The sequence below is a fragment of the Streptomyces exfoliatus genome, from assembly GCF_000725545.1.
GTDB lineage: Bacteria > Actinomycetota > Actinomycetes > Streptomycetales > Streptomycetaceae > Streptomyces > Streptomyces exfoliatus.
On the sequence record NZ_JNZP01000031.1, the window covers coordinates 19,540 to 45,145 of the forward strand.

General features: G+C 72.8%; 25 protein-coding genes. 16 read left to right on the top strand and 9 right to left on the bottom strand.

The features are described from left to right. The first annotated feature begins 183 nt into the window (after positions 1 to 183). The 4 genes from IO20_RS0129685 (at position 184) to IO20_RS0129700 (ending at position 3,230) form a co-directional block, all read left to right on the top strand. Positions 184 to 750 carry a hypothetical protein gene (locus IO20_RS0129685; RefSeq protein ID WP_245685096.1) on the top strand — a complete coding sequence of 189 codons (567 nt, stop codon included), beginning with the start codon at positions 184 to 186 and terminating at the stop codon, positions 748 to 750. A gap of 100 nt (positions 751 to 850) precedes the next feature. Next, entirely contained in the window at positions 851 to 1,273 is a 423-nt protein-coding gene (locus IO20_RS0129690; protein ID WP_037636578.1) for a peptidase inhibitor family I36 protein, read from the top strand. 131 nt (positions 1,274 to 1,404) lie between these two features. Beyond that, positions 1,405 to 2,334 (top strand): hypothetical protein, encoded by a 930-nt coding sequence (locus IO20_RS0129695; protein WP_030555403.1) that lies wholly within the window; start codon positions 1,405 to 1,407, stop codon positions 2,332 to 2,334. A gap of 62 nt (positions 2,335 to 2,396) precedes the next feature. Continuing rightward, positions 2,397 to 3,230 (top strand): MurR/RpiR family transcriptional regulator, encoded by an 834-nt coding sequence (locus IO20_RS0129700; RefSeq protein ID WP_030555406.1) that lies wholly within the window; start codon positions 2,397 to 2,399, stop codon positions 3,228 to 3,230. A 66-nt stretch (positions 3,231 to 3,296) separates the two neighbouring features. Here the strand turns inward: IO20_RS0129700 and IO20_RS0129705 are convergent, their stop codons facing one another. From IO20_RS0129705 to IO20_RS0129730, 6 genes are all read right to left on the bottom strand, one after another. Continuing rightward, entirely contained in the window at positions 3,297 to 3,668 is a 372-nt protein-coding gene (locus tag IO20_RS0129705; protein WP_030555407.1) for a hypothetical protein, read from the bottom strand. 42 nt (positions 3,669 to 3,710) lie between these two features. Further along, entirely contained in the window at positions 3,711 to 4,103 is a 393-nt protein-coding gene (locus tag IO20_RS0129710; RefSeq protein WP_030555408.1) for a roadblock/LC7 domain-containing protein, read from the bottom strand. A gap of 41 nt (positions 4,104 to 4,144) precedes the next feature. Further along, positions 4,145 to 4,915, bottom strand: a complete 771-nt coding sequence (locus IO20_RS0129715; protein WP_030555409.1) for a hypothetical protein — start codon at positions 4,913 to 4,915, stop codon at positions 4,145 to 4,147. Further along, positions 4,912 to 5,346, bottom strand: a complete 435-nt coding sequence (locus tag IO20_RS0129720) for a hypothetical protein (RefSeq protein ID WP_030555410.1) — start codon at positions 5,344 to 5,346, stop codon at positions 4,912 to 4,914. The genes IO20_RS0129715 and IO20_RS0129720 overlap by 4 nt, the downstream gene beginning before the upstream one ends. Positions 5,347 to 5,475: 129 nt before the next feature. Further along, positions 5,476 to 5,955: an SRPBCC family protein gene (locus tag IO20_RS0129725; RefSeq protein WP_030555411.1), complete on the bottom strand. Its 480-nt coding sequence runs from the start codon at positions 5,953 to 5,955 to the stop codon at positions 5,476 to 5,478. 65 nt (positions 5,956 to 6,020) lie between these two features. Further along, positions 6,021 to 7,346: a type III PLP-dependent enzyme domain-containing protein gene (locus IO20_RS0129730; protein ID WP_030555412.1), complete on the bottom strand. Its 1,326-nt coding sequence runs from the start codon at positions 7,344 to 7,346 to the stop codon at positions 6,021 to 6,023. Positions 7,347 to 7,451: 105 nt separating this feature from the next. Here IO20_RS0129730 and hutU point away from each other — a divergent pair, with 105 nt between their 5' ends. The 6 genes from hutU to IO20_RS0129760 all read left to right on the top strand — a co-directional run bounded on the left by hutU (position 7,452) and on the right by IO20_RS0129760 (position 14,551). Further along, complete coding sequence (hutU, locus tag IO20_RS0129735; protein WP_030555413.1) at positions 7,452 to 9,137, top strand: urocanate hydratase; 1,686 nt, start codon at positions 7,452 to 7,454, stop codon at positions 9,135 to 9,137. A 17-nt stretch (positions 9,138 to 9,154) separates the two neighbouring features. Continuing rightward, positions 9,155 to 10,351 carry an allantoate amidohydrolase gene (locus IO20_RS0129740; protein ID WP_211270442.1) on the top strand — a complete coding sequence of 399 codons (1,197 nt, stop codon included), beginning with the start codon at positions 9,155 to 9,157 and terminating at the stop codon, positions 10,349 to 10,351. After that, positions 10,342 to 11,703 carry a formimidoylglutamate deiminase gene (locus IO20_RS0129745; protein ID WP_030555416.1) on the top strand — a complete coding sequence of 454 codons (1,362 nt, stop codon included), beginning with the start codon at positions 10,342 to 10,344 and terminating at the stop codon, positions 11,701 to 11,703. Before IO20_RS0129740 ends, IO20_RS0129745 begins: the two co-directional genes overlap by 10 nt. Positions 11,704 to 11,720: 17 nt before the next feature. Further along, a complete protein-coding gene (gene hutI / locus IO20_RS0129750; RefSeq protein WP_030555418.1) occupies positions 11,721 to 12,968 on the top strand; it encodes an imidazolonepropionase in 1,248 nt (415 codons plus the stop codon). 138 nt (positions 12,969 to 13,106) lie between these two features. Beyond that, positions 13,107 to 13,895 carry a hypothetical protein gene (locus IO20_RS39040; protein ID WP_157850825.1) on the top strand — a complete coding sequence of 263 codons (789 nt, stop codon included), beginning with the start codon at positions 13,107 to 13,109 and terminating at the stop codon, positions 13,893 to 13,895. A 65-nt stretch (positions 13,896 to 13,960) separates the two neighbouring features. Continuing rightward, positions 13,961 to 14,551 carry a hypothetical protein gene (locus tag IO20_RS0129760; protein WP_030555422.1) on the top strand — a complete coding sequence of 197 codons (591 nt, stop codon included), beginning with the start codon at positions 13,961 to 13,963 and terminating at the stop codon, positions 14,549 to 14,551. 54 nt (positions 14,552 to 14,605) lie between these two features. Here IO20_RS0129760 and IO20_RS0129765 read toward each other — a convergent pair whose 3' ends face one another. Then, the gene (locus IO20_RS0129765; protein WP_030555424.1) at positions 14,606 to 14,959 is read right to left on the bottom strand and encodes a hypothetical protein; all 354 of its coding nucleotides are present in this window, start codon (positions 14,957 to 14,959) and stop codon (positions 14,606 to 14,608) included. Positions 14,960 to 15,206: 247 nt separating this feature from the next. Between IO20_RS0129765 and IO20_RS0129770 the strand changes: the two genes are divergently transcribed. The 6 genes from IO20_RS0129770 to IO20_RS0129795 all read left to right on the top strand — a co-directional run bounded on the left by IO20_RS0129770 (position 15,207) and on the right by IO20_RS0129795 (position 22,213). Then, positions 15,207 to 16,298, top strand: coding sequence for a GNAT family N-acetyltransferase (locus IO20_RS0129770; RefSeq protein WP_030555426.1), 1,092 nt, complete (start codon positions 15,207 to 15,209; stop codon positions 16,296 to 16,298). Positions 16,299 to 16,500: 202 nt separating this feature from the next. Further along, positions 16,501 to 17,802 (top strand): glycosyltransferase family 2 protein, encoded by a 1,302-nt coding sequence (locus IO20_RS0129775; RefSeq protein ID WP_030555429.1) that lies wholly within the window; start codon positions 16,501 to 16,503, stop codon positions 17,800 to 17,802. Then, a complete protein-coding gene (locus tag IO20_RS0129780) occupies positions 17,799 to 18,608 on the top strand; it encodes a polysaccharide deacetylase family protein (protein ID WP_030555430.1) in 810 nt (269 codons plus the stop codon). The genes IO20_RS0129775 and IO20_RS0129780 overlap by 4 nt, the downstream gene beginning before the upstream one ends. A gap of 161 nt (positions 18,609 to 18,769) precedes the next feature. Further along, on the top strand, positions 18,770 to 20,650 hold the full coding sequence (locus IO20_RS0129785) for a hypothetical protein (protein ID WP_245685097.1): 1,881 nt from the start codon (positions 18,770 to 18,772) through the stop codon (positions 20,648 to 20,650). A 52-nt stretch (positions 20,651 to 20,702) separates the two neighbouring features. Next, on the top strand, positions 20,703 to 21,155 hold the full coding sequence (locus tag IO20_RS0129790; protein WP_030555434.1) for a hypothetical protein: 453 nt from the start codon (positions 20,703 to 20,705) through the stop codon (positions 21,153 to 21,155). After that, complete coding sequence (locus tag IO20_RS0129795; RefSeq protein ID WP_211270440.1) at positions 21,152 to 22,213, top strand: glycosyl hydrolase; 1,062 nt, start codon at positions 21,152 to 21,154, stop codon at positions 22,211 to 22,213. The genes IO20_RS0129790 and IO20_RS0129795 overlap by 4 nt, the downstream gene beginning before the upstream one ends. Positions 22,214 to 22,222: 9 nt before the next feature. Here IO20_RS0129795 and IO20_RS0129800 read toward each other — a convergent pair whose 3' ends face one another. Together IO20_RS0129800 and IO20_RS0129805 are read right to left on the bottom strand one after the other, a co-directional pair. Further along, positions 22,223 to 24,304, bottom strand: a complete 2,082-nt coding sequence (locus tag IO20_RS0129800; RefSeq protein ID WP_030555438.1) for a lipopolysaccharide biosynthesis protein — start codon at positions 24,302 to 24,304, stop codon at positions 22,223 to 22,225. Next, complete coding sequence (locus IO20_RS0129805; protein ID WP_030555440.1) at positions 24,301 to 25,491, bottom strand: DegT/DnrJ/EryC1/StrS family aminotransferase; 1,191 nt, start codon at positions 25,489 to 25,491, stop codon at positions 24,301 to 24,303. The genes IO20_RS0129800 and IO20_RS0129805 overlap by 4 nt, the downstream gene beginning before the upstream one ends. Between the last annotated feature and the right edge of the window lie 115 nt (positions 25,492 to 25,606).

Consider the following 25,606-nt stretch of genomic DNA (forward strand, 5'->3'; position numbering starts at 1 on the left):
TGTCACAGCCGCTCAAGTGGCCTGCGCATAAACGCGCTTGACTAAGCGCTTCGACTTCCCCAGTCTCGTCTTCCGCAAGGACCCGAAAGTGATGCGGCGTACCGCCGCTCTTTTGTCATCGGCTTTTCCCCGGGGGGGATTTTCATGCGATTTGGATCCATTATTCGTTCCTACGGAGCCCGTGTGGCTGTCAGTGCCGCGGCGGTCGGACTGCTGACGGCGGGCGTTGCCTCCCCGGCCTCCGGACAGGAAGCCGAGCGGCGCGTCGCCGCCGTCAGCGCGGTGAAGGAGGTGCGTGAGGTCGGCACCGGACCGCTCGCCACCGTGGGGGGCGTGGCCATCGCGGCCACGGCCGACAGTGGCACGCGTGAGATCGCCCAGGCCTCTCCGCAGGCGGTCACCGCCACGGCGAACCTGTGCGGTACGGGCTACTACCTCCAGTACGCGGAGCAGCTGCCTACCGCGGAACAGCGCCTCGGTACGATCTTCACGTACCAGAAGAACGTCGCGCCCTGGAGCACCTGCGCGATCTTCGACAACAACACGGGCACCACGAAGTGGATGAAGCTCAAGCTGTGCCCGAACTCCCTCAGTGGCACCTGCGCCGTGGACGAGGGCAACTTCAGCCAGTACGCGGGCCCCGTGCGGCTCACCGACGGCTGGTGCTCCAGGGTCACCGCGCTCATGAAGAACACCAGCAGCTCCAGCACCTACCTGATCAACCGCCAGTTCACCATCACCTGCAACTGACCGGCAGAGGCGCCGCGGTCATCGGCTGCCACGCCTCCGGGTCGGTGCTGACGCGCAGTCGGCAGGACAGTAAGCCCCGAGTACCAGTGAAAGGATTTCGATGAACATCAAGCGTCTTGTCACGACAAGTGCCGTTGCTCTGGCGGTCGCCGGATCGATGCTCACCTTCGCGGCCCCGGCCAACGCCGTCATCGGCTGCGAGGACTTCCACGCCTGTCTGTACTACAACTCCGACTACAAGGGGGCCATGTACAAGCAGGAGTACGACGTCCCGGACTACTACAACCGGTACTTCTCCGCCAGCCTCGCGGGCAGCAACGGTGACGGTGTCGTGGTCAAGAACAACGCCGCTTCCGTGGACAACTGGGACAGGCTCAGCCGGATCCGGATCTACTACAACTCGAACTACAACGGCTCTTACGCCTACCAGACCATCGCGGCGAACGGAAAGGCGAACCTCAACAGCACGATGAAGAACAACAATGCCTCCGGGATGTTCATCGACTACGGCGGCAACAAGTAACTCACCGACGTAAGAGGGGCATTCCGGCCGTCCGAATCCGGTGGAATCCGGCGGAGTGCCCCTCCCGCATGTCTTCGTCACGGATCTCGGCCTTCAGCCCCGGATCTCAGCCTCCAAAGGAACCGACGCCCATGGGAACGTCCCTCTCCCGCACCTTCCCGGTCGCCCTCGCGGCCTCGCTCGCGGCGGCCCTGCTCGCCGGCTGCGGCAGCCCTCCGGAGGGCGGGACCGCGAAGGGCGCGGACGTTCCCGCCCCGGCTCCTGCCGGGATACCGAAGATCACCACGGCGGTGATCGATCCCGTCCCCGTGGAGGCCTATCTGCTCACCGAAGCGCAGTGGACCACGCTCGGGAAGGCGGAGTCCGCGCTGCGCGTGCGCTGCATGGAGCGCTTCGGCTTCGCGTACGAGGAGCCCTTGCCGGTCGGGGAGTCCTCGGGTCAGACCATCTCCCAGTACCGCTACGGCAAGCTGGATCCCGCGAAGACCGCTGTCCACGGGTACAGGATGCCCCCGGCTCCCTCCTCCTCTTCCTCCGAGGAGGTGCGGAAGAAGCCCACCGCGGCCGAGCGCGTGGTGCTCAGCGGAACCGCCGACCTCACGGCGAAGAGCGGCAAGGGCGGCCAGAAGATAAACGGTGAGACGGTCCCCGACGGGGGCTGTGTCGGTGAGGCGCAGCGGAAGCTGGGCGACTACGGGGACGCGCAGGTCGCCAACGACGTGAACCTCGGCAGCTTCGGCAAGTCGCTCCAGGACGGCCGGGTGCACGCGGTGTTCGCCAAGTGGTCGCGCTGCATGGCGGAGAGCGGTTACCACTACGAGAACCCGATGGACGCCTCCGAGGACGAGAAGTGGCGCGGTGAGACGGCCTCCGCCGAGGAGAAGACCGTCGCCACCGCGGATGCCCACTGCAAGATCAAGAACAACGTCGCGGGAGTCTGGTACGCCGTCGACGTCGCCTACCAGAAGCAGGCCATCGAGGAGCACGCCGAGGAACTCGACCAGGTGCGGAAGGCCATCGCCGGGCAGCTGAAGACCGCCGCCGACGTCCTGGGAGACTGACCGACCCGGTTGTGCATATCCTTATACATGTTCTTCTTGGGTGAATAGATGGGAGGGGCGGCATGAGCGACAGCCCGGCCGGTCGGCTGCAGGCGCTCTTCGAGGGGCACCGGCTGACCCCGACGCAGCGACGGATCGCGCACTGCATGGTGCGCCGCGCCGGTGACGTGCCGTTCCTGTCCAGCGTCGAGCTCGCCGAACTCGCCGGGGTCAGCCAGCCCTCCGTCACCCGCTTCGCCGTCGCCCTCGGCTTCGACGGGTACCCGGCGCTCCGCAAGCACCTGAGGGAGAGCATGCCGGCGGCCACCGAGGAGACCTCGGGGCACAACGAGTACCAGCAGGCCGTACTCGCCGAGATCGAGAACCTCCAGCACCTCGCCGGACTCCTCGCCGACCCCGCGCCCGTCGAGCAGGCCGGCCGGCTGCTCGCCGGCTCCCGGCCGCTGCCCGTCCTCGGGCTGCGGGCCGCCTCCTCGCAGGCGCGCGGCTTCGCCTACTTCGCCGCCAAGGTGCACCCCGACGTCCGGCTCCTCGACGAGGCCGGTTCGATGCTCACCGACCGCGTCGACGCGGTCGTACGGGCCGGGGCCACCGCGCTGCTCTGCTTCGCGCTGCCCCGGCACCCGCGGGAGGTCGTCGAGGCCCTGGAGTACGCGCGGGCGGCCGGGCTCACGGTCGTGACCGTCGCCGAGTCGGCGTTCGCGCCCGTCGCCGCCCACAGCGACCTGCTGATCCCGGCCGCCGTCGGCACCGGGCTCGCCTTCGACACGGCGTGCGCGCCGATGATGCTCGGCCGGGTCCTCCTGGAGGCCATGGCGGACGAACTCCCGGACGCGCAGGCGCGCCTGGAGGAGTTCGACGCGAAGGCGGCGGCGCGGGGCCTGTTCGTGGAGTAGGGCACGCGCGCGTGGGGCCGGGCTCGCGTGGCCCCGGCTCGGGTGGCCCCGGCTCCCGCGGACCCGTCAGACCTCCAGCTCGGCCTCGATCTTCTTCAGCTGGTGGCGGGCCATCGCCAGGTTCGCCCGGTCCTTGTGGAGGGCCAGGTAGAGGAAGAGGCCGTTCGTACCGCGCCCCTTGAGCAGTCGGATCAGGTGGTAGTGGGTGCCGAGGGTGATGAGGATGTCCTCGATCTCGTCATTGAGACCCAGCATCTCCATCGCGCGGACCTTGGCCCGGACCACGTCCGTGTTGCCCGCCGCGGCCACGTTCAGGTCCAGCTCCTTGCCGCCGCCGATCGTGCCGAGCGCCATACCGCTGGTGTAGTCGACGAGGGCCGCGCCGATCGCGCCGTCGATGGAGGCCGCTTCCTTGAGGGAGGTCTCGGTGTTCGCCATGGTGTCGTACTTCTTCCTTCTCGGGTGAATTCGGACTCGGTGTCAGTTCAGGTCTTTGCGGTCGAGCGCGCCGTCGACGAGTTCGCCTATCCGGGCGCTGGACCTGCGGGCCTCCAGATGGAGCCGGCCCACGTTGATCCGGGGTTCGGCGAGCAGGGTCAGGACGGCCGCGCCGCCCGCCGCGTACGTCGCCACGTAGCCGTTCTCGCCGCGTACGAGCAGCTCACGGAAGCGGCCCTGACCGGTGGAGTCGGTCAGCCGCTGCCCGACGCCGAGCGCCGCCGCGGTGAGCGCGGCCACGCTCTCCGCCTCGCCGTCCACGGTGTCGTGGGCCAGGACGAGTCCGTCGGCGCTCGCCGCGAGCGCACCGGTGAGCTGGGGCAGTCGGGCCCGCAGCCGTCGGAGCTCGCCGAGGACCTCGGCTTCTGCCGTCATGAGCTGTTTCCTTTCGGCGCGCAGGCGCAGGGCACGCCTCATCACAGGTGTGCCTCCAGGGCGTCACGGAGCCGGCGCAGCAGGGCGATGTCGGGATCGGCCACCGGCAGAACCGGTAAGGGGGGCGGTGGCGCGGGATCGGGTGCGGGGTCGAGCGGTGTCGCGACGAGCCCGGCGGCGGCGAGCCGCCGTACGTCGAGGAGGGTGTGGAAGGCGGGGCGGCCGAGCAGTCGGGCCAGCTCCGCCGGGGTCCGCTTCCCGTCCGCGGCGGCGAGCAGGGCGCGCCGGCGGGCCCCCACGGTCTGGCCGGGGGCGGCGGGTCGCGGCACGACGGGGGCGGTGTCCACGGCGGCGTACGGCCAGACGGCGTCGAGGAGTTCACGGCGGCGTGCCGTCTCGCGTTCGACGGCCTCGGCGGAGACGGGCCGCACGGTCCCGAACCAGTGCCCGACCCCGTACCGGAAGCGGGTCGGTCCGCTCGTGGGGGAGAGGGCGAAGAAGGCCGCGTCGAAGACGGCGCCGAGGTGGCAGATCTCCAGTTCGCCGTCGTGGAGCCGGCCGCTGTCGACGAGGAAGCGGCCGACTGCGCGGTGGGCGCCTGCCCGGTCGACGGCCTCGTCCCAGCCCTCGCGCGGCAGGCGTCCGCCGGTGGTGAGGAGGACGTCGACGCCGGGGGCGGCGGGGCTCTCGGCGTGCACGATCCTGCCGTCGACGAGGTAGAGGGTGCCGTGGTCGCGGAGCAGGGCGCCGGTGGCCTTCTCGGCGGCGAGCCGGACGAGCATCGGGGAGACGGGGGTGGCGACGGCGCTCATCCCAGGACCAGTCTCTCGGCGAGGTCGCGGAGGCGGATCCGGGCGAGGGCGAGGTTCCCGGTGTCGCGGTCGAGCCAGAGGTGCAGGAAGACGCTGCTGTCGAAGGAGGTCTCGACGAATCGGAGGACGTGGTAGCCGGCGCGGGTGGTGACGATCAGGTCCTCGACGTGGGGACCGCCACCGGGGCCGTCGTCGTCGGCGGCGCCCGCGAGGCCGTCGTTCCCCGCACTCTCGCCCCTCGCCCCGAAGGTGTCGAACTCGGCGGCGGAGCGGGCGAGTTCGGCGGTCTCGGCGGCCGTCGTCTCATGGCATCCGACCGGTGAGTCGCCGGCCGTCCCGAGGGCGAGCCCGCTGGTCCAGTCGACCAGGGAGGCTCCGCGAGCGCCCGGCAGGGCCATGGCCTCCAGAAGGCACTCGTCGATTCCGGGCACGCGGGTTCCCCTCCCGATGCGGCGTGCGTATGTGCGGCAGTGACGGTGACGTTACTGAACGCAGCGCTCCGGGGCAGGCGTTCTGGCATTTTCCATCGGAACATGCCATCGGGTAGGGATGCTTACCGGTCAGATGCGTGACTCCACGGCGTTCGCGATGTCGGACAGGTCCTTCGCGAGCGCCTTGGCGACGGCCTTCGCGCCGAAGCGGGCGACCAGCCTGGTGACGAAGCCCGGGGTGCGACCGTGGGCGGGCCGGGCGGAGAAGGTCATGCGCAGGGTCGAGCCACCGGTGCCGTCGGAGGTGAGGGTGAGTTCGGAGACGTAGTGCATGCCGTGCGAGTCGGCGACCGCGACGTACCGGTCGGGCGGCTCGCACTCCGTCACGGTCATCTCCTCCGTGGCCTCCTTGCCCAGCATCCGCCGCGTCTCGCGCCAGCGGGTGCCCCCCCCGAAGCCGCCCTCCGTGAGCACCTCGACCTTCTCGACGCCCGAGAGGACGCGGGGCATGTCCGCCAGGTCGGTGATCGCCTCCCAGACCCGCCCGGGGGAGGCGGCGACCCGGCGCTCGACGACGACGGAGGTGGTGTCCGTACCGGTTCCTGTCATGACTTCATGGAAGCCGGGCCGCCGGGCCCGCGCTACCGGACGCCTCCGTTCCCGCGCCGCCACCGCTACCGCAGAAGGGCGTCCGCGTGCGCCCCGCCCGACTCGGCGACGATCTCGGCGATCGTCTGGGGTGTCCGTACCGTCGTGAACGCGACCGTGCCGTCGTCGGCCACCGTGAAGCCGTGGATGCCGGGCCGGGGCAGGCTGTTGTACGCGTAGTGGTGGGCGAAGTAGTACGCGCCGGTGTCCGGGACGGCCACGACGTCGCCCGGGTGGAGCAGCGGCAGCTCCCGGCTGGTGGCGAGCAGGTCGCCGGCGAAGCAGGCGGGGCCCGCCACGTCCTGGACGGTGGTCTCCCCGGTGCGGGGGCGGCCCTCGGAGTCGTACGCGAGGACGCGCAGCGGCCAGGACTCGGGGGCGTAGACCGTACGGGTGGCCAGCTGCACGCCCGCGTGGGTGACGGCGATCGGGCGGCCGCCGGAGGTCTTGGTGTACTCCACCCGGGCGAGGACCGTGCCGTGCTTGGCGAGCAGGGAGCGGCCGAACTCGGTCACCAGGCGGTAGCGGCCGTCGAAGAGTCCGGGGACGGTGTCGGCGAGCAGCCGGGCGTACTCCGCGTACGTCGGCGTCTCCTCGTCGGAGTCGAAGTTCACCGGCAGGCCGCCGCCGATGTCCAGGGTGTCGATCTGCTGCCGGCCGGCCGTGCGGTTGATCTCCTCGGCGAGGACGTAGGCCTCTCCGATCCCTTCCGCCATCAGGGCGAGCGGGACGCCCTGGGAGCCGGTGTGGGTGTGCAGCCGGGTCAGCCAGGGCCGGTCGAGGAAGGCCTGGACGACGGCCTTGCGGGCGCCCTCGTCGCGGAGCGTCACACCGAACTTGGAGGTGGCCGTCGCGGTTGAGAGGGCGCCGATGGAACCGGCTCCGACCTGCGGGTTCACCCGGAGGCCCAGGGGCGAGGCGGTGGGCGCGGAGGCGACGAGGGCGTCGATCCTCGCCAGCTCCTGGAGGTTGTCGGCGTTGACGGCGATGCCGAGCGCGAGGGCCTGGCGGAGCTCGGCGGGGGTCTTGGCGGGGGAGTCGAGCACGGTGTGGGAGGGCGGGACGCCGGCGGCGCGGGCGAGGGCCAGCTCGCCGGGGCTGGCGACCTCGACGCCGAGACCGGCGTCGTGGAGCAGGCGCAGGACGGGGACGAGCGGGGCGGCCTTGACGGCGAAGGCGTGCAGGACCGGGGCGTCGGTGACGGCGGCGAACGCGCTGGTCAGGGCGGCGGCGGAGGCGCGGATCCCGGCGGCGTCGAGGAGGGCGACGACCGGTTCGGAGGGGGAGAGGAGTCCTTGGTCGACGGAGGCTCGGACGGCGAGATCACGACGGTAGGAGGCCATGGGGCCCATCCTCGTCCATGGCGTCACCGGGACGGGTGAGGGCGGCCCTGTTGACTACAACTATTCATCAGGTCAGGATGTGAATATCTGTACGACATTCGAGGAGGCACCGCCATGTCAGGACCCCGCCCCGTACGAGCGGCACGCGGTACGGAACTGAGCGCCCTGGGATGGCAGCAGGAAGCCGCCCTCCGGATGCTCCAGAACAACCTCGACCCCGAGGTCGCCGAGCACCCCGACAAGCTCGTCGTCTACGGCGGCACCGGCAAGGCCGCCCGCGACTGGCGCTCCTTCGACGCCATGGTCCGCACCCTGCGCACCCTCAAGCAGGACGAGACGATGCTCGTCCAGTCCGGCCGCCCCGTCGGCGTCATGCAGACCCACGAGTGGGCCCCGCGCGTCCTCCTGGCCAACTCCAACCTGGTCGGCGACTGGGCCAACTGGGAGGAGTTCCGGCGCCTGGAGCACCTCGGCCTCACCATGTACGGCCAGATGACCGCCGGGTCCTGGATCTACATCGGCACCCAGGGCATCCTCCAGGGCACGTACGAGACCTTCGCCGCCGTCGCCGCCAAGAAGTTCGGCGGCACCCTGGCCGGCACGATCACCCTCACCGCCGGCCTCGGCGGCATGGGCGGCGCCCAGCCGCTCGCCGTGACGATGAACGACGGCGTCGCGATCTGTATCGACGTCGACCCGCGCGCCATCGAGCGCCGCATCGAGCACCGCTACCTGGACGTGAAGGCCGACAGCCTCGCCCACGCCCTCGCCCTGGCGACCGAGGCCCGCGACGCCCGCCGCCCGCTCTCCATCGGCCTCCTCGGCAACGCCGCCGAACTGCTTCCGCAGATGCTCGCCGAGGGCGCCCCGATCGACATCGTCACCGACCAGACGAGCGCCCACGACCCCCTCTCGTACTGCCCGGTCGGCGTGGCCTTCGAGGACATGGCCTCCGCCGCCGCCAAGGATCCGGCCGGGTTCACGGTGAGGGCCCGCGAGTCGATGGCGAAGCACGTCGAGGCCATGGTCGGCTTCATGGACGCGGGCGCCGAGGTCTTCGACTACGGCAACTCGATCCGCGGCGAGGCCCAGCTCGCCGGCTACGAGCGGGCGTTCGCCTTCCCCGGCTTCGTCCCGGCGTACATCCGCCCGCTGTTCTGCGAGGGCAAGGGCCCCTTCCGCTGGGCCGCCCTCTCCGGCGAGGCCTCGGACATCCACAAGACCGACAAGGCGATCCTCGATCTCTTCCCGGAGAACGAGTCCCTCCACCGCTGGATCAAGATGGCCGGCGAGCGCGTCCACTTCCAGGGCCTGCCCGCCCGCATCTGCTGGCTCGGACAGGGCGAGCGCGACAAGGCCGGCGACATGTTCAACGACATGGTCGGCAACGGCACCCTCGCCGCACCGCTCGCGATCGGCCGTGACCACCTCGACTGCGGCTCCGTCGCCTCCCCGTACCGCGAGACGGAGGCCATGCTCGACGGCTCAGACGCCATCGCCGACTGGCCGCTGCTCAACGCCATGGTCAACGTCGCCTCCGGCGCGTCCTGGGTCTCCATCCACCACGGCGGTGGCGTCGGCATGGGCCGCTCCATCCACGCCGGCCAGGTCTCCGTGGCCGACGGCACCAAGCTCGCCGGCGAGAAGATCCGCCGCGTCCTGACGAACGACCCCGGCATGGGCGTCATCCGCCACGTCGACGCGGGCTACGACATCGCCGAGCGCGTCGCCGACGAGAAGGGCGTCCGCGTCCCGATGCGCGAGGGCTCCGAAGCGGGCTCCGAAGAGGGTTCCGCGTGAGCGACAGCTTCCACGCCATGTGGCGGTCGCTGCGGCCCATCGGACGCAGCGCCGCCACCGGCGGCTACCGCCGCTACGCCTGGACCGAGGCCGACGCCGACTGCCGGCTCTGGTTCCGGATGCAGGCCGAGGCCCGCCGCCTGGACGTCGAGACCGACCGCAACGGCAACCAGTGGGCCTGGCTCGGCGACCCCACCGCGGGCAACGCCGTCGTCACCGGCTCCCACCTCGACTCCGTACCCGACGGCGGCGCCTTCGACGGCCCCCTCGGCGTCGTCTCCGCCTTCGCCGCGCTCGACGAACTGCGCGCCCGTGGCGTTCAGTTCAAGCGGCCCCTCGCCATCACCAACTTCGGCGACGAGGAAGGCGCCCGCTTCGGCCTCGCCTGCGTCGGCTCCCGCCTCACCGCGGGCCGGCTGACGAAGGAGCAGGCGTACGAGCTCCGCGACGCGTCCGGCACCAGCCTCCCGCAGGCCATGGAGGCGGCCGGGCACGACCCCTCGGGGATCGGCCCGGACCCGGAGCGGCTCGCCCGTATCGGAGCGTTCGTCGAACTCCACGTCGAGCAGGGCCGCGCCCTCGACCTGTCCGGCGACCCCGTCGGCATCGCCTCCTCCATCTGGCCGCACGGCCGCTGGCGGTACGACTTCGCCGGCGAGGCCAACCACGCCGGCACCACCCGGCTCGTCGACCGCCGCGACCCGATGCTCACCTACGCGGAGACCGTCCTCGCCGCCCGCCGCGAGGCCGAACTCGCGGGCGCGGTCGCCACCTTCGGCAAGATCGCGGTCGAGCCCAACGGCGTCAACGCCATCCCGTCGATGGTCCGCGGCTGGCTCGACGCCCGCGCCGCCGACCAGGACGCCCTGGACAAGGTCGTCACCGGTGTCGAGGCGGAGGCCAGGGCGTACGCCGCCCGCCACGGCATCGACCTCACGGTCGTCCGGGAGTCCTTCACCCCGGTCGTGGACTTCTCGCACACCCTGCGCGACGAGCTGTCCCGGATCCTCGGCACCACCGGGAAGGTCCCGGTCCTCGGCACCGGCGCGGGACACGACGCGGGCATCCTGTCCGAATCGATCCCGACCGCCATGCTGTTCGTACGGAACCCCACCGGGGTCTCGCACTCCCCGGCCGAATTCGCGGCCGAGGACGACTGCGCGGCCGGTGTCCTCGCACTCGCCGACGTACTGGAGGAGCTGGCGTGCCGCTGACGACGTACTGGCTGGAGCACGCCTGGCTCGACACGCATGTCGAGCCGGGCGTGGCCCTGACCGTGTCCATGAGCGGCTCCGCCGCGGGTCAGGACGGCAGGATCGCGGCCGTACGCACAGGAGTGGAGGCGCCCCCGCCCGGCGCCGTCGTCCTCCGCGGCCTCACGATCCCCGGCCTCGCCAACGCCCACTCGCACGCCTTCCACCGCGCCCTGCGCGGCACCGTCCAGGTCGGCAGCGGCACCTTCTGGACGTGGCGCGAGGTCATGTACGCCGTCGCCCAGCGCCTCACCCCCGACAGCTACTTCGCCCTCGCCCGCGCCGTGTACGCGGAGATGGCCCTCGCGGGCATCACCTCCGTCGGCGAGTTCCACTACCTCCACCACGCGCCCGGCGGCGCCCCGTACGCCGACCCCAACGCCATGGGCGAGGCCCTGATCGCCGCCGCCGCCGACGCCGGCATCCGCATCACCCTCCTCGACACCGCCTACCTCTCCTCCGGCTTCGGCGCCGCGCCCGAGCGGCACCAGCTCCGCTTCACCGACGGCACGGCGGACGCCTGGGCGGAGCGGGTCTCGGCCCTGAAGGAGCGGGACGGCGTACGCGTCGGCGCGGCCATCCACTCCGTACGGGCCGTCCCGGCGGACCAGCTGGCCACGGTCGCCCGCTGGGCCCAGGACCGGAAGGCCCCCCTCCACGTCCACCTGTCGGAGCAGACCGCGGAGAACGACGCCTGCCAGGCCGCGCACGGCATGACGCCCACCCAGCTCCTCGCCGAGCACGGCGTCCTCGGCCCCCGGACGACGGGCGTCCACAACACCCACATGACGCGGACCGACGTGGACCTCATCGGCTCGACGTCGACCGGCACCTGCATGTGCCCCACCACCGAACGCGACCTCGCGGACGGCATCGGCCCGGCCGTCGCCCTCCAGCGCGCCGGCTCCCCGCTCTCCCTCGGCAGCGACAGCCACGCGGTCGTCGACCTCCTGGAGGAGGCGCGGGCCATGGAACTGAACGAGCGCCTGCGCACCCGCACCCGCGGTCACTGGACGGCGGCGGCCCTCCTCCGCGCGGCGACGGCGGACGGCCACGCGGCCCTCGGCTGGCACGAGGCGGGAACGCTGGAGCGGGGCGCGCTCGCCGACTTCACCACGATCGCGCTCGACTCGGTCAGGACAGCGGGACCGGCACCGCGTCTGGCAGCCGAGACGGCGGTATTCGCAGCGTCGGCCGCGGACGTCCGGCACACGATCGTGGGCGGCCGCCATGTCGTACGGGACGGGGTCCACGCCTCCGTGCCGGACGCGGGCCGTGCCCTCGCCGACTCGATCGCCGCCCTGCGCGACTGAAGGAGACACGCCTCATCATGAACACCGGCCCCGCGGCGACGAACAGCCCGGCGGCGAGCTCCGCCCCCACGAGCGCGAACAGCGCCGTGGCGAAGACCGCCACCGCCATCGTCAACATCGCCAGCCTCGTCACGAACGATCCCTCCCTCGGTGATCACACTCCCCTTGGCCTGATCCAGGACGCGGCCGTCGTCATCGACGGCGACCGAGTCGTCTGGGTCGGTGAATCCAGCAAAGCACCGGCCACTGACAACCGGGTCGACGCGGGCGGCCGGGCCGTGATCCCCGGTTTCGTCGACTCCCACTCGCACCTCGTCTTCGCGGGCGACCGCACGGCCGAGTTCAACGCGCGGATGTCGGGCGAGGCGTACAAGGCGGGCGGCATCCGCACGACGGTCGCGGCCACCCGCGCCGCGAGCGACGAGGACCTGGAGCGCAATCTGACGCGCTACCTCGACGAGGCCCTCCGCCAGGGCACGACCACCTTCGAGACGAAGTCCGGCTACGGCCTGACCGTCGAGGACGAGGCCCGCGCCCTCCGCATCGCGGCCGAACACACCGACGAGGTGACCTACCTCGGCGCGCACATCGTCTCCCCGGACTACGCGGACGACCCGGCGGCCTACGTCGACCTGGTGACCGGCGAGATGCTGGACGCCTGCGCCCCGTACGCCCGCTGGATCGACGTCTTCTGCGAGAAGGGCGCCTTCGACGGCGACCAGGCCCGCGCGATCCTCACCGCCGGCAAGGCGAAGGGCCTCCACCCCCGGGTGCACGCCAACCAGCTCACGTACGGCCCCGGCGTCCAGCTGGCGGTGGAACTGGACGCGGCGAGCGCGGACCACTGCACCCATCTGACGGACGAGGACGTGGACGCCCTGGCGCACTCGTCGACGGTCGCCACCCTCCTGCCGGGCGCGGAGTTCTCCACCCGCGCCCAGTGGCCGAACGCCCGCCGCCTCCTGGACGCGGGCGCGACGGTGGCCCTCTCCACGGACTGCAACCCGGGCTCCTCCTTCACGTCCTCCGTGCCGTTCTGCATCGCGCTCGCGGTACGGGACATGGGCATGACCCCGAACGAAGCGCTCTGGTCGGCCACGGCCGGCGGCGCCGCGGCCCTCCGCCGCACGGACGTGGGCCGCCTGACGCCCGGCGCCCGGGCGGACCTGACCGTCCTGGACGCCCCGTCCCACGTCCACCTGGCGTACCGGCCGGGCGTGCCGCTGGTGGCGGAGGTCTGGCGGAAGGGCGTACGCGTGGCCTGAGCACGCGTGGCCTGAGCACGCGTGGCCTGAGCACGCGTGGCCTGAGCACGCGAGGTCTGAGCACCCGGGGGCGCGGGGCGCGGCGGTTGAGTAGGCGTACTCATGTGGGACGACACCGCCCGCGCGCAGACTTCGGGCATGACCTCCTCGCTCGTAACGCCCTTGAAGAACAGCCGAGTCGGCGCAGCCGTGGCGGCGGCGCTCTGCGCCCTCGCCCTCACCTCCTGTGGCACGGAGGCGGCCGGAGGCGGCGCCCCGGCGGGCGCGGGCGCCAGGTCCGGAGCCGCGCGGATCGCGGCCCCGGCGCCGGTCGCCACTCCGACCGCGACCCCGACCGCGACCCCGACCGCACCGGTCGGCGACCCGGCGGACGACCCCCGCCTCACGCCGGAGCAGCAGGCGGCCGAGATCAGGCTGCTGGAGCTCGCCGTCGAGCTCGCCGAGCCGTGCGCGGGCGGCCCGCCGCCGCTTCCGCCCGAGGTCCCGCCGACGGAGCCGGACGGACCGCCGCCCGCGTACGGCGAGAAGCCCCCCGCCGACGGCCCCTCCGGACCCCCGCTCGCGGAGGAGGAGCCGCCCTCCGAGAAGCCCTGGGACTTCGAGCGGGCCCGCCAGGAGACCGAGCTGGGCGAAGTCGACACGTGCGTGGCCCCTCTCCACGGCAAGCGCATCGCGAAGGCCCTGGACGGCAAGGCCGATGCGGACCCGGCCTCCGTCGAGAAGGTCCTCCGCGGCCTCGGCTACGACATCGACTACCGCCTCCACGGCCCTCAGGAGGTCAACGGCAAGGTCGAGTTCACCCTCGACCTCCGGTTCATGGGCGGCGAGCTGTGCCTCGCCGGCCGCTACGACGGCACCCGGACCTCCTTCGACCCGTACGGCGCCTCCACGGAGGTCCGCTGCACGGACGTGAAGCGCCGCGCCTGAGCGGCGGGCCGGCCGGGAGGATAAGCGGTGGCACGGCGGCGGGACCCCGTGCGAGCGTGAGCGGCATGGGGAACTCACGGGCGCACGCCGTCTTCACGACCACCGACGCCGACGAGGCGTACGCCAGGGCGCGGCGGCTCGTCGGGCTCCTGGAACACGTCGACGCCGAGGTGTACGTCAGTGCCGAGGTGCGTACGGTCGAGGAGGCGCGCTCGGTCGCGCGACTGCTGCCGGGGGCGATGGTCGACTGGATGGAGGGCAGGCGCGACCCCGTGACCGGGGAGCACCTCTACTGCGCTCTCGACGCCGCGACAGCGGGGGACGACGAGATCCGCGCAGAACTGCCGGTGTACTTCTCCGCGGACGTGCCCGTCGCGACCGTCGAGCCGGAGATCGTCCGGGCCGTCGGCGAGGGGACCACCGAGATCGGCTGGCACGGCCGGTGGCCGGAGGACCCGGAGACGGACAGCCACAGCTCCGCCCAGTACGACGGAGTCCAGCTGGTCCTGCACGGTGACCGGGCCCAGGTCGACGAATGGACTCCGCACCACACCGTCTTCGTCCACGTCGGCAAGTGGGGTGACCGCGCCCGAGCCGAGAAGCTGGCCGCCGAGATCGGCGGCGAGGTGATCGGGGACGTCCAGATCGGCTGGTGATCCCTGACAGTCCTGGTAGCCGGGGGGCGGGCCGATCCGGACCGCCGCGGGTCGTCAGTGGAACTCGTGGACCACCTGGATCTCGCCGACGATGTGCGCGTTGAACTCGTCCAGGTCCTCCGCCGGCACCCACAGTTCGAGGATCGTCCGTCCGCCTGCCTGCTGGACGGGATACCTGCGCAGGAACTCCGTGTCGACCTCGAAGCGCGTCACGAAGCCGGCGCCGTCGTGCTTGACGTTCCAGTCGCGGGCGATCCGGATCGCGTACTCCTCGTCAAGGACCGGATAGAAGATCGGCTGCTCGGGCAGCCGCGGCGGCCAGGCCCGCAGGCCGAGCTCGCGGACCAGGGCCAGCTCGACCGGGCCGGTGGGTCGCCACAAGGTGGTCGTCGTGCGCGCGCTGGTCATCCGTCGTTCTCCCCTGGAGGTGCTGGAGGCCCGACGGTAGCGACCGTCACCGCGCGGCGGCCACCGGGTTTCGTCCGGTGTCGCCAACCGTGCGCAAACACCGGACCCTTGGACGCCTCCGCTCCCGACGTGTCCCACCTTCACGGGTTGGTCACGGAAAGACCGAGTATCCCTGTCTCGGAGGGTTCCGGACCGGTACCGTCCTGTCCTGGCAGCACTCAGGGGGGAAGACCGGGGGGTCGGTTAGGTGAGCGCTTTTCGTGTGCGGATCGTGAGGCCGGGGGAGCTGAGCGGGCGCGAGATCGAGGCATGGCGGGAGCTGCGGGCCAAGGCCGGTGCTCCCGCGAATCCCTTCATGGAGCCGGAGTTCACGCAGGCCGTGGCCGCCGTGCGGCCCCGTTCGCGGGTCGCCGTGTGGTCGGAGGGGGACGAGCCCGTCGGGTTCTTCCCCTTCGAGAAGGGGCCGTGGGGGCTCGGGCGCGCCGTCGGGTTCGGCGTCTCCGACAGTCAGGGCGCCGTGCTGCGGCCAGGGCTGCGGCCGGGCGCGCGGGCCGTGCTCCGGGCCTGCGGGCTCGCGATGTGGGAGTTCGACAACCTGGAGGTGGGCCAGCCCGTCTTCGAAGGCGCCGCCACCGAGTCCTTCGCCTCGCCCGTGATCGATGTCGGCGAGGGGTACGAGGCCTACGAGGCGCTGCTCCGCGTCCAGTCGCCCAAGTTCCTCAGGACCACCCTCGCCAAGGAGCGCAAGCTCGGCCGCCAGGCCGACGGCGAGGTCCGGTTCGTCTTCGACGAGCGCGACCCGGCGGCCCTGCGCACCCTCATGGAGTGGAAGTCCGCCCAGTACCGCAGGACCGGCCGCGGCGACCGCTTCGCCAAGGAGTGGATCAGCGCCCTCGTCCGGCGCCTCCACGAGCAGCGCACGCCCGGCTGCTCCGGCGTCCTGTCCGTGCTGTACGTGGGGGAGCGGCCGATCGCCGCCCACTTCGGGCTGCGGTCCGCGACCGTACTGTCCTGCTGGTTCCCCTCGTACGATCCCGAGTTCGCGAAGTACTCGCCCGGCCTCGTGCTGCATCTGCGGATGGCGGAGGCGGCGGCGGCGGCCGGGATCGGGATGCTGGACCTGGGCCGCGGCGACGCCGAGTACAAGGACGCCCTGAAGACGGGCGAGCTGACGGTCTCCGAGGGGGCCGTCTTCGTGCCGGGCGGGCGGGCCGCCCTGCACTGGCTGCGGCGCGAGCCCGCCCGGCGCGCCCACAGTTTCGTCCGCAGCCGTCCCGCGCTCGCCGCGCGGGCGCGTACCGCGCTCAACGGGATCGCCCGGCTGCGGGGGAACCGATAGCCGCGGCGGCTCCCCGCCCCGGTCCCGGCCGTCGCCCCGCCGCGCACCCGTCTCCTTGCCCGCCCGTCCGCCCTGCCGCTCGTCCTCCGTACCCGAACGCCCGCCTCACCGCCCGTCCTCCGGACCTGAACGTCCTCGGACCTGAACGTCCTCCGCACCCGAACGCCCTCCGCACCTCCCTGACCTCCCTGGGGGATCCCCGTTGAGCAGTCGACCGCCCCGCGTCCGCGCCCTCTCCGTCGCCGAGCTCGATCTCGACGCGCCCGACGGGACCGTCCTGTCGCTCCGGCCCGCGCCCGGCGGCCCGGCCCTCGTGGACGGCGACGTGTACGCGCTCGTACGGCTCCGGGGTCGGCCCGTCGCCACCGTCGTCGGGACCGTCGCGGCGGGTGAGGATCCGGCCGCGGTGCTCGGCGCCCTCGCCGGCGAGCGGCTCGCGTCGTCCGGGCCGCGCGGCGACGCCGAGCGGCTCGCCGCCGCCCGGGCCGGGAGCACCGGGAGGGCGACCCCTCCGCGTACGTCCGTCGTCGTCGCCACCCGTGAGCGCCCCGAGCAGCTCGCCCGCGCCCTGGACTCGCTGCTCGTCCAGGACCACCCCGACTACGAGGTCGTCGTCGTCGACAACGCGCCCTGGTCCACGGACACCTACGACCTCGTGACCGGGAAGTACACCGACCGCGTCCGGTACGTCCGCGAGGACACCCCGGGGCTCGCCGTCGCCCACAACACCGGGCTCGCCGCCGCCGAAGGGACCGTCCTCGCCTTCACCGACGACGACGTGATCGCCGACCCGCACTGGCTGACCGCGCTCACGGAGCCGTTCGCAGCCGATCCGGGACTCGGCTGTGTCACCGGTCTGATCCTGCCCGCCCGGCTCGGGACTCCCGCGCAGGTCCTCCTCGAATCGCACGGCGGCTTCGCCAAGGGCTTCGCGCCCCGCCTGTACGACCCGGCGGAGCCGCCCGCCGACGAACCGCTCTTCCCGTTCACCGCGGGCAGCTTCGGCTCCGGCGCCAACATGGCCTTCCGGGCGGACGCCCTGCGCGAGGTCGGCGGCTTCGACCCGGCGACCGGCACCGGGACCGCCGCGAAGGGCGGCGACGACCTGTACGCCTTCGTCGCCGTCCTCTCCGCCGGCTTCCGGCTCCGCTACACCGCCGAGGCCCTCGTCTGGCACCACCACCGCGACACCTGGCAGGACGTACGGAACCAGGCGTACGGCTACGGCGCCGGCCTCACCGCGTACCTCACCGCGACCCTGGTCCGCAGCCCCCGCCTGCTGCCCGCGCTGCTCGCCCGGCTGCCGCGCGGCCTCGTGTACGCCCGCACGATGACCGCCCGGCGCGGGGAGACGGCCGGAGGGGCGGCCGGCGACGGCGTCCCCGGCGAGCACGGCACCCACCACCCCTGGCCCCGAAGCCTCTCCCGACTGGAGCGACGCGGCATGCTCTACGGCCCGATCGGATACGCGAAAGCCCGGCTGAGGCAGGCGGGCGCCCGATGACCCCAGCCCCCCTCCCCGGCCGGATCCCCGTCCTCCTCTACCACGCCGTGATGGACGACCCTCCGGACTGGATCGCCGAATTCACCGTCAGCCGCGCGGAGTTCGCCTCCCAGCTCGACGCGATCGTCGCCAGCGGCCGTACCCCGGTCACCGTCGGCACCCTGGCCGCGCACCTCGCCTCCGGGGCCCCGCTGCCGGACCGGCCCGCCGTCATCACCTTCGACGACGGCTTCGCCGACCTGGTGGGGCCGACGGCCGAGGCGCTCGCGGCCCGGGGCCTGCCGGCCACCGCGTACCTCACCACCGGGGCCATCACCCGGGGCCGGCCCTGCCTGCTGCCGCCCGCGCCGATGATGTCCCTCGCGCAGGTGCCGCGCCTGGAGGAGTACGGGATGGAGGTCGGTGCCCACACCGCCACCCACGCGCAGCTCGACACGCTGACCCCGGCCGCCCTCCGGCGCGAACTGCGCGAGTCCAAGGCGGTCCTGGAGGACGCCCTCGGGCACGAGGTGCGGCACCTCGCCTACCCGCACGGCTACAACAGCCCCGCCGTGCGCCGGGCCGCCGCGGCCGCCGGCTACACCTCGGCCGCAGCCGTCCGGCACGCCCTGAGTTCCGGGAACGACGAGGTCTACCGCATCGCCCGGCTCATCGTGCGCCGCACCCACACCGCCGCCGACGTGGAGCGGTGGATGGAGGGCCGGGGCGCGAAGACCGCTCCGTACCGGGACTCGCTGCCCACGGTGGGCTGGCGGATGTACCGCAGGGCCCGCACCCTGCTCAGGGGTCCCGAGTTCGCCGGCTGAGCCGTACCGCCCGTCAAGATCGTCAACTCACGTGCAGCGAGCGGGAGTTGAATGTGCGTACATAACCGAAGTACGTTCCTTTGTCTCGCCAAGGGGACCGTGGGGGGAGAGCCGTCGTGCAGCACCAAGTGCCATCAACACCGGTGACCGGGAGCGACGGCGTGCCGTCGCAGCCCTCCGCGCAGGGCCGGGAGGCCGTCGAGAGCGAGGCCAAACCGGACCCGGCGGCCCCCCGCCGCCGGACCGGCCCCGCCGCCGCGCTCCGGACCCCGTCCGCCCTCAACGCGGCCCTCCTCCTCGTCGCCGCCGTGCTGTGGCTCTGGGCGCTGCCCGGCATCGACTTCCGGAGCATCGAGGAGTTCGGCCTCCTCGACCGTTTCCCCCTTACCTTCTACGCCGCCCTCGTGGTCCTGACCTGCGGCTTCGTCCTCACGCTGCGGCGCGCGGGCACCGCGCCCCTCTGGCCCGCCACCTACTGCGCGGCCATGCTCGTCGCCCTCAAGGCGCCGCCCGCGATCCTCTACGACACCGTCCGCTACGCCTGGGCGTCCAAGCACGACGCGATCATCAGCCGGCTGCTCACCGAGGGCACCGTCCACCCCGGACGCGAGCTCTCCGGCGGCATGTCCGCCTACGACCAGTGGCCCGGCTTCTTCTCCCTCGACGCGGCCCTCGTCCGCGCCTTCGGCGTCGACGCCGCCGCCTCGTTCATCAACTGGGCCCCGGTCGCGCTCGGTCTGCTCACCGTGCCCGTCCTCATCCTCGTCTACCGCACGTTCAGCGACGACTGGCGGCTCGTGTGGACCGGCGTGTGGATCTTCCAGCTGGCGAACTGGGTCGGCCAGGACTACCTGTCCCCGCAGGGCTTCTCCTACCTGCTCTACCTCACCGTCTTCGCCGTCGTCGTCCGGCACTTCGTCCTGCCCGGCTCGGCGGGCGCGCTCCGCGACCGTTCCGCGCTCGACCCGGCCGCCGCGTCCGTACCGCCGCCCACCACCACTCGGCAGCGCGCGGTCGCCGTCCTCTTCCTCGTCCCGGTCATCGCGACCATCAACGCCTCGCACCAGCTCACCCCCGTGATGCTGTGCGCCAGCCTCTTCGCCCTCTGCCTCACCCGCCGCTACCGCAACCTCGGGCTCCTCGCCACCACCGGCCTCATCATGTTGGCCTGGAACCTCACCATGGGCCGGGAGCTGTTCCTCGACACCCTCGGCACCCTGCGCGAGAAGGCCGGAGACCTCCTCGGCAACTCCCGCCCCGGCTTCGCCGGCGACCCCACGGGCCCCGGCCCCGAGCTGGTCGGCAGCGCCAACGTCCTGATGGTCCTCGCCGTCGGCGGACTCGCCGCCGCGGCCGTACTGCTCCGCCGCAAGCTGGCCCGCAGCGCCCTGCCGCTGGTGCTCGCCGCCGCCGCGCCGCTCCCGATGTTCGCCGTGAACGACTACGGCGGAGAGATGATCTTCCGGGTCTACCTCTTCGGCCTGCCCGGCGCCGCCTTCTTCGCCGCCGCCGCGCTCGTCCCCGCCACCGGGGCCGCGAGCCGCGCCGCCAGGATCGCCCGCCGCACCGCAGCCGTCGCCCTGCCCGTCACCCTCGTCGCCCTGCTCGCCGGCTTCCTGCCCTCGTACTACGGCAAGGAGGGCATGCACTACGCGCCGCCCGGCGAGACCGCCCTCACCCGCCGCGCCTTCGACCAGGCGCCCGAAGGGGCGCTCGTCCTCGCCGCGACCGGTGCCTTCGCCGACTCGTACTACCGCTACGACCACTACGAGCGCTGGTTCTTCACCGAGCAGGAGGTCGACGAGAACCTCCGCATGCTGAAGGACCCGGCCGGCTACCTCGCCGGCGGCATCCCGGCGGGCCGCCCCGCCTACGTGATCCTCACCCCCACCCAGGGCGAGGCCGTCATCGGCGAGGGCTACCTCCCCGAAGGCGGCTTCGACACCCTCCGCGACGCCCTCAAGAGCTCTCCGCTCTTCGCCGTCGTGGAGGAGGGCCCGTACGGGCTCGTCCTCCGCTACCGGCCCACCACCTGCGGCTGAACCCGCCCCCGCCCGCACCCCGCAGACCGCCCGCACGAGGAGTAGGTACGCCATGGCCCACCCACGCCTGACCCCGCGCGTCCAGCGCAGAGCCGCCCTCGCGGCCTCCGGATGGATCGCCCTCGCCGCGACCGCGTTCCCCGGCGGCTCCCCGCTGCGCTGGATCCCCGTCCTCGTCTTCGTCGTGCTCGCCCCTGGCCTCGCCCTGCTGCTCCCGCAGCCGCTCGGGCTGCGGCCCGGCGCCCGCCTGGAAGCCCTTGCGCTCGCCGCACCCGTCAGCCTCTCCGTGGCCACCCTCGCCGCGACCACCCTGTTCCTGACGAAGTCCTTCTCCCTGACGGTCTTCCTCGGCGTCCTCGCGCTCTTCGTGACCGTCGCCGCCCTGCTCCCCGGCGTGCCGCTGCCGGCCGCCACGCGCGGCGCCGTCGAGCGGGACGGCGCCAGGTCCGACAGCGCGCGGGGCTTTCCCCGGTTCCGTAAACGAAGGCCCGGTGGGGGTCGATGACCGGGCGGCACGGCAAGGGGGACCCCTGGACGCGGATCGCGGTGGCGCTCGCCGCCGTCGGTGCGCTGACCGCCGGTCTGGGGGTCTGGTCGACCCTCGCCGAGGACGACGACCGCTGCGCCCCCGACACCTCGCTCGTCGCACCGTGCGGAGCCTGGTGGGGCGCGTACATCCCGTACGACGAGGACAGCTCGCTCACCCGTCCCGTGTACGCCTTCGAGAAGAAGATCGGCCGCAAGCTCGACCTCGTGTACACCTACCACGACATGTCGGGGAGCAAGGCCGACGGCGAGCTGCTCACCCCCGACGAGCGGGAGCTCGGCCGCGAACGGCTCCTCATGCTGGCCTGGGAGTCCACGGTGTGGACCGAGAAGCACCACGCCGACTGGACCGAGAAGCAGCTCGGCTGGAAGAACATCGCCTCGGGGAAGTACGACACCTCCGTCATCGACCCGCAGGCCCTTCGCGTCAAGGAGTACGGCAAGCGGGTCTTCTTCTCGTTCGACCAGGAGGCCGACTTCCGTATCGAACAGGGCGCCGGGACCCCGCAGGAGTACGTCGCCGCCTACCGCCACGTCCGCGACCGCTTCGAGAAGCTCGGCGTCACCAACGTGGTGTGGGTGTGGACGGTCTCCGGCTACCTCGGCAACGCCGCCCTGATGAAACAGCTCTACCCCGGCGACGACTACGTCGACTGGATCGGCATGGACCAGTACAACTACTACCTCTGCCACAAGTCGCCGAACTGGCTGGACTTCGAAAGGAGTCAGCGGCCCAGCTACGACTGGCTCCGGAAGAACATCTCCGCCGACAAGCCCGTCATGCTCTCCGAGTTCTCCACCGCCCCCGACCCGGAGCGGCCCGAACGGCAGCGCGACTGGTACACCGCCATCCCGAAGGTCGCGCCGACGCTGCCGGAGGTGAAGGCGTACGTGCACTGGAACCGTGCCGTGCCCGGACCCGGCTGCGACCTGACCATCGACGCGGGGCCCGGACTGGACGGCTACCGGATCGCGGGCCAGGACCCGTACTTCCGGCAGCCCCTGCCACGGGGCTGAGCGGACGCCTCAGCGGCGGCCCGCCGCGAGGCCCCGGAAGGCGCACACCGCCATCGTGGCGCCGGCCAGGCCCAGGAACAGCGGGAGCGGGGCGGTGGCGAAGGCCTGCTGCCCCGCCCAGCCCGCCCAGACCAGGACCCACACCGCCCCGGCCGTGACCCGGTCGCCCACGCCGAGCACCCGCAGCAGCACGGCCGCGAGCAGCAGGCACAGCGCCTGGAGGGCGATCGGGGCGACGGCCCGCTCCGCTCCGTCGCCCAGGAGCGCGGCCCCCGGCCCGCCCGCCTCCGCGGGCCGCAGGCCGAGGAGCGGCGGCGCGGTGTGCAGGGCGAGGAAGGTGGCGAGCAGGACCGTTCCGGCGAACACCGGCCGGAAGACCCGCAGTCCGACGGCGGCGCCCTGGAGGGCGACGAGCAGCAGCCCGGCGGCCAGCGTGACGGGCGGGAGCGCGGTCAGCAGGCCGGTGCCGGAGATCCGCTCCACGTCGAGCGTCCCCGAGCGGGCGAGCGGCAGCCAGAAGAGCCCGGCGGCCAGGCCGAGGAGCAGCCACAGGCCGGCCGTCCACCGGCTGGGGGCGGGTGCCGCACGCGGCGGCTCGGGCGCGGGCCTTCCCAGGAGACCCGCCGGCTCGCCGGTCCGCTGCCCGGGTACGTACACCGGGATCCCGAACGCCGGAGTCACCGACTCGTGCGCCCCGCGCAGATACGCGCTCTCCCGGGCCCAGTTGGTGCCGTAGGCGTCCTTCGCGCGTTCCTGGACCCGGGGCGCCCGGCCCTTGAGCGCGGCCCGCAGACCCGGCACGCACACGACCGCCATCACGGTCATTCCCCCGAGGACGGCGTACCCGGCCCCCGCGATGCCGAGCGGCCCGAGGAGGAACGCCGCGCTGCCGAGCACCAGGACACACATCGCGCCCTGGAGGGCGGCGAGCATGCCCGTACGGCCCTGGACGCGCAGCACGCCGATGTACAGCTCGACGGCGACGCGGGGCAGCGCGGCGGCGGCGAGGAGCCGGAGGACCGTCGTGCCGTTCTCGGCGTACTCCGTCCCGAAGGGCGCGAGGAGCAGCGGGGCGAGCACGACGAGGAAGAGGACGACCGGGACGAGCAGCAGCACCATGCGGCGCAGCGCGCCCCTGACCCCCTCGGCGAGGGAGCCGGGGCTGTGCGAGGCGTGCGCGGTGAGCGAGGAGGCCATGTTGATGGCCATGAACTCCATCGTGCCGCCGACGGTGTACGCCGTGTAGAAGAAGGCGTTGTGGGCGGCGTCGAAGCGGACGGCGACCATCATCGGCAACAGGCTGATCATCAGCAGGCTGAAGATCGAGCCCACCGAGTCGCCGGCGAGGAACCGGCCGATCTCGCGCAGGCTGGGCGGCTCGCGGTCCCGGTCCGCCTGCTCCTGCCGGGGGATGAGGCGCCGGAAGACGAGCCAGCCGACCGGCACCACGGAGAGCGCGATCGCCGCCGCCCAGGAGACGAAGACGCCGAGCACCGGCAGGCCGACGGCGAGGACGACGAGCAGGACGAGCTTGCCGAGCGAGAAGACGGCGTTGCCGACGGGGACCCAGATGGCCCTTCTCAGCCCGGTGAGGACGGCGTCCTGGAGGGTGAGCAGGGCCCAGCCGATGCTGGCGGCGGTGAAGAAGATGCCGGCGGACAGGGTGCCGAGGGGGGCGTACGACGGTCCCCACCAGTCCAGGGTGAGCAGGAAGACCCCGCAGGCGACGCCGACGACCAGGGTGCTGACCAGGTACAGGCGCACCACGAGCGGCCCGGTGGCGCACCCGGCCCTGGGGACGTACCGGACGACCGCGCCGGTCAGGGTCGTCGCGGTGAGGGAGGCGAGCATCCGCTGCGCGGCGATGGCGGCGGAGCCCTGCCCGACGGCCTCCTCGGTGTAGTAGCGGGCGGCGACGAGCCAGAAGCCGAGCCCGAGGGCGGCGGAGACGCCGGTGGAGAGCATCAGCGCGTACGCGTTGCGGAACAGGGAGCCCTCGCCGTTCTCCGCGGGGAGTTCCGGTGCGACGGCGCCCTTGGGCTCCTCGGCCGCCGGGTGGTCCGCACCCCGCAGCCGTACGGACTCGGTCACCGGGCCCCGCCGGGGGTCGGCGACAGGTGCGCGGGGCGGATTCCGGCGGTACGGAGCACGGCGAGGACCTCGTCGGCCCGGCGCGGGTCGACCGGCAGGGCGTGCCGGGCGAACCGGGAGGCCGGTTCCGGGGCGGGCGAGAGGTCGGTGAACGCCTCGCCCGCGTAGCTGTCGAGCGGCGGGTCGTAGAGGTAGCCGGTGGTGATCCGGCGCCGGGCGAGGGCGGCGATGGCCGCGTCCCGGTCGTCGACGAGCAGCGGCACCCGGAACAGCGGCTGGACACCGCCCTCCCCTGGCGTGCCGTACTCGCTCGCCAGGAGCCGCTCCGTGCCCGCGCGGTGGGCGGCGAGGACGTCGTCGAGCCGGGCCAGCCTGCGGGTGGTGCGGCGAAGCCGGCGGGGGCCGGGGCCGAGCCGGTAGTCGTGCATGTCGACCCTGATCCAGGAGTGGAAGGGTTCGAGCGCGGGCGCGGCCGGGAGGGCCCGGGCGAGCGCGTCGGCGCGGAGCGGCATCCGTATCTCGGTCCGTTCCTCCGCGCCGAGGAGCCGAAGGGTGGAGCGGGCGGCCCTGACGAGGCGCAGACCGCGCACGACGGCCTCCGCGTACGGCCGTGCCAGGTAGGCGAGTTCGCCTGTCCTGCGGGGCGGGTGCAGCAACGCGTCCCGGGCGGCGGCGAGTTCCTCGCGCCGTGCCGGGTCGGCGAGGGCGAGGAAGCCGCCGGTCTTGGCGGCGGTGTGCTTCGACAGGCTGAAGACGGAGGCCTCGCCGTACGTGCCGACCGGGCGCCCGCCGACGGTGGAGCCGATCGCGTGGGCCGCGTCCTCGATCAGCGGGATGCCGAGCCGGTCGCACCGGGCCCGCAGCTCCGGTGCCGGGTCGGGGTTCCCGTACAGGTTGGTGGTGACGACGGCGGAGAGGCCCCGCCAGACGGATTCGGGCACGGCGGCCGGGTCGATCGAACCGTCCCGCGGGTCGAGCGGCGCCTGCACCGGGCGGAGTCCGGCGGCGAGCACGACGAAGAAGATGACGTCGTCGTTGACCGGCGACATCAGCACCCGGCCGCCGGGCTCGCACCAGTGGCGCAGCGCGAGATAGAGCCCGAGGCGGCACGACGGCACGTAGAGGCACTCCCTGCCCCCGAGCCGGTCGCGCATCCGCCCTTCCAGTTCCGCGTACGCAGAAACCATGTGATTCCCCCCTGAATCCCCGGGCTCAATGTCGCCCAATCCGGACGGCGCGTCAACAAGGCCTGCCGACGGGCGCGTTCCGGTCACGCGGAAGGGCCCGTCCGGGTCCGAAGAC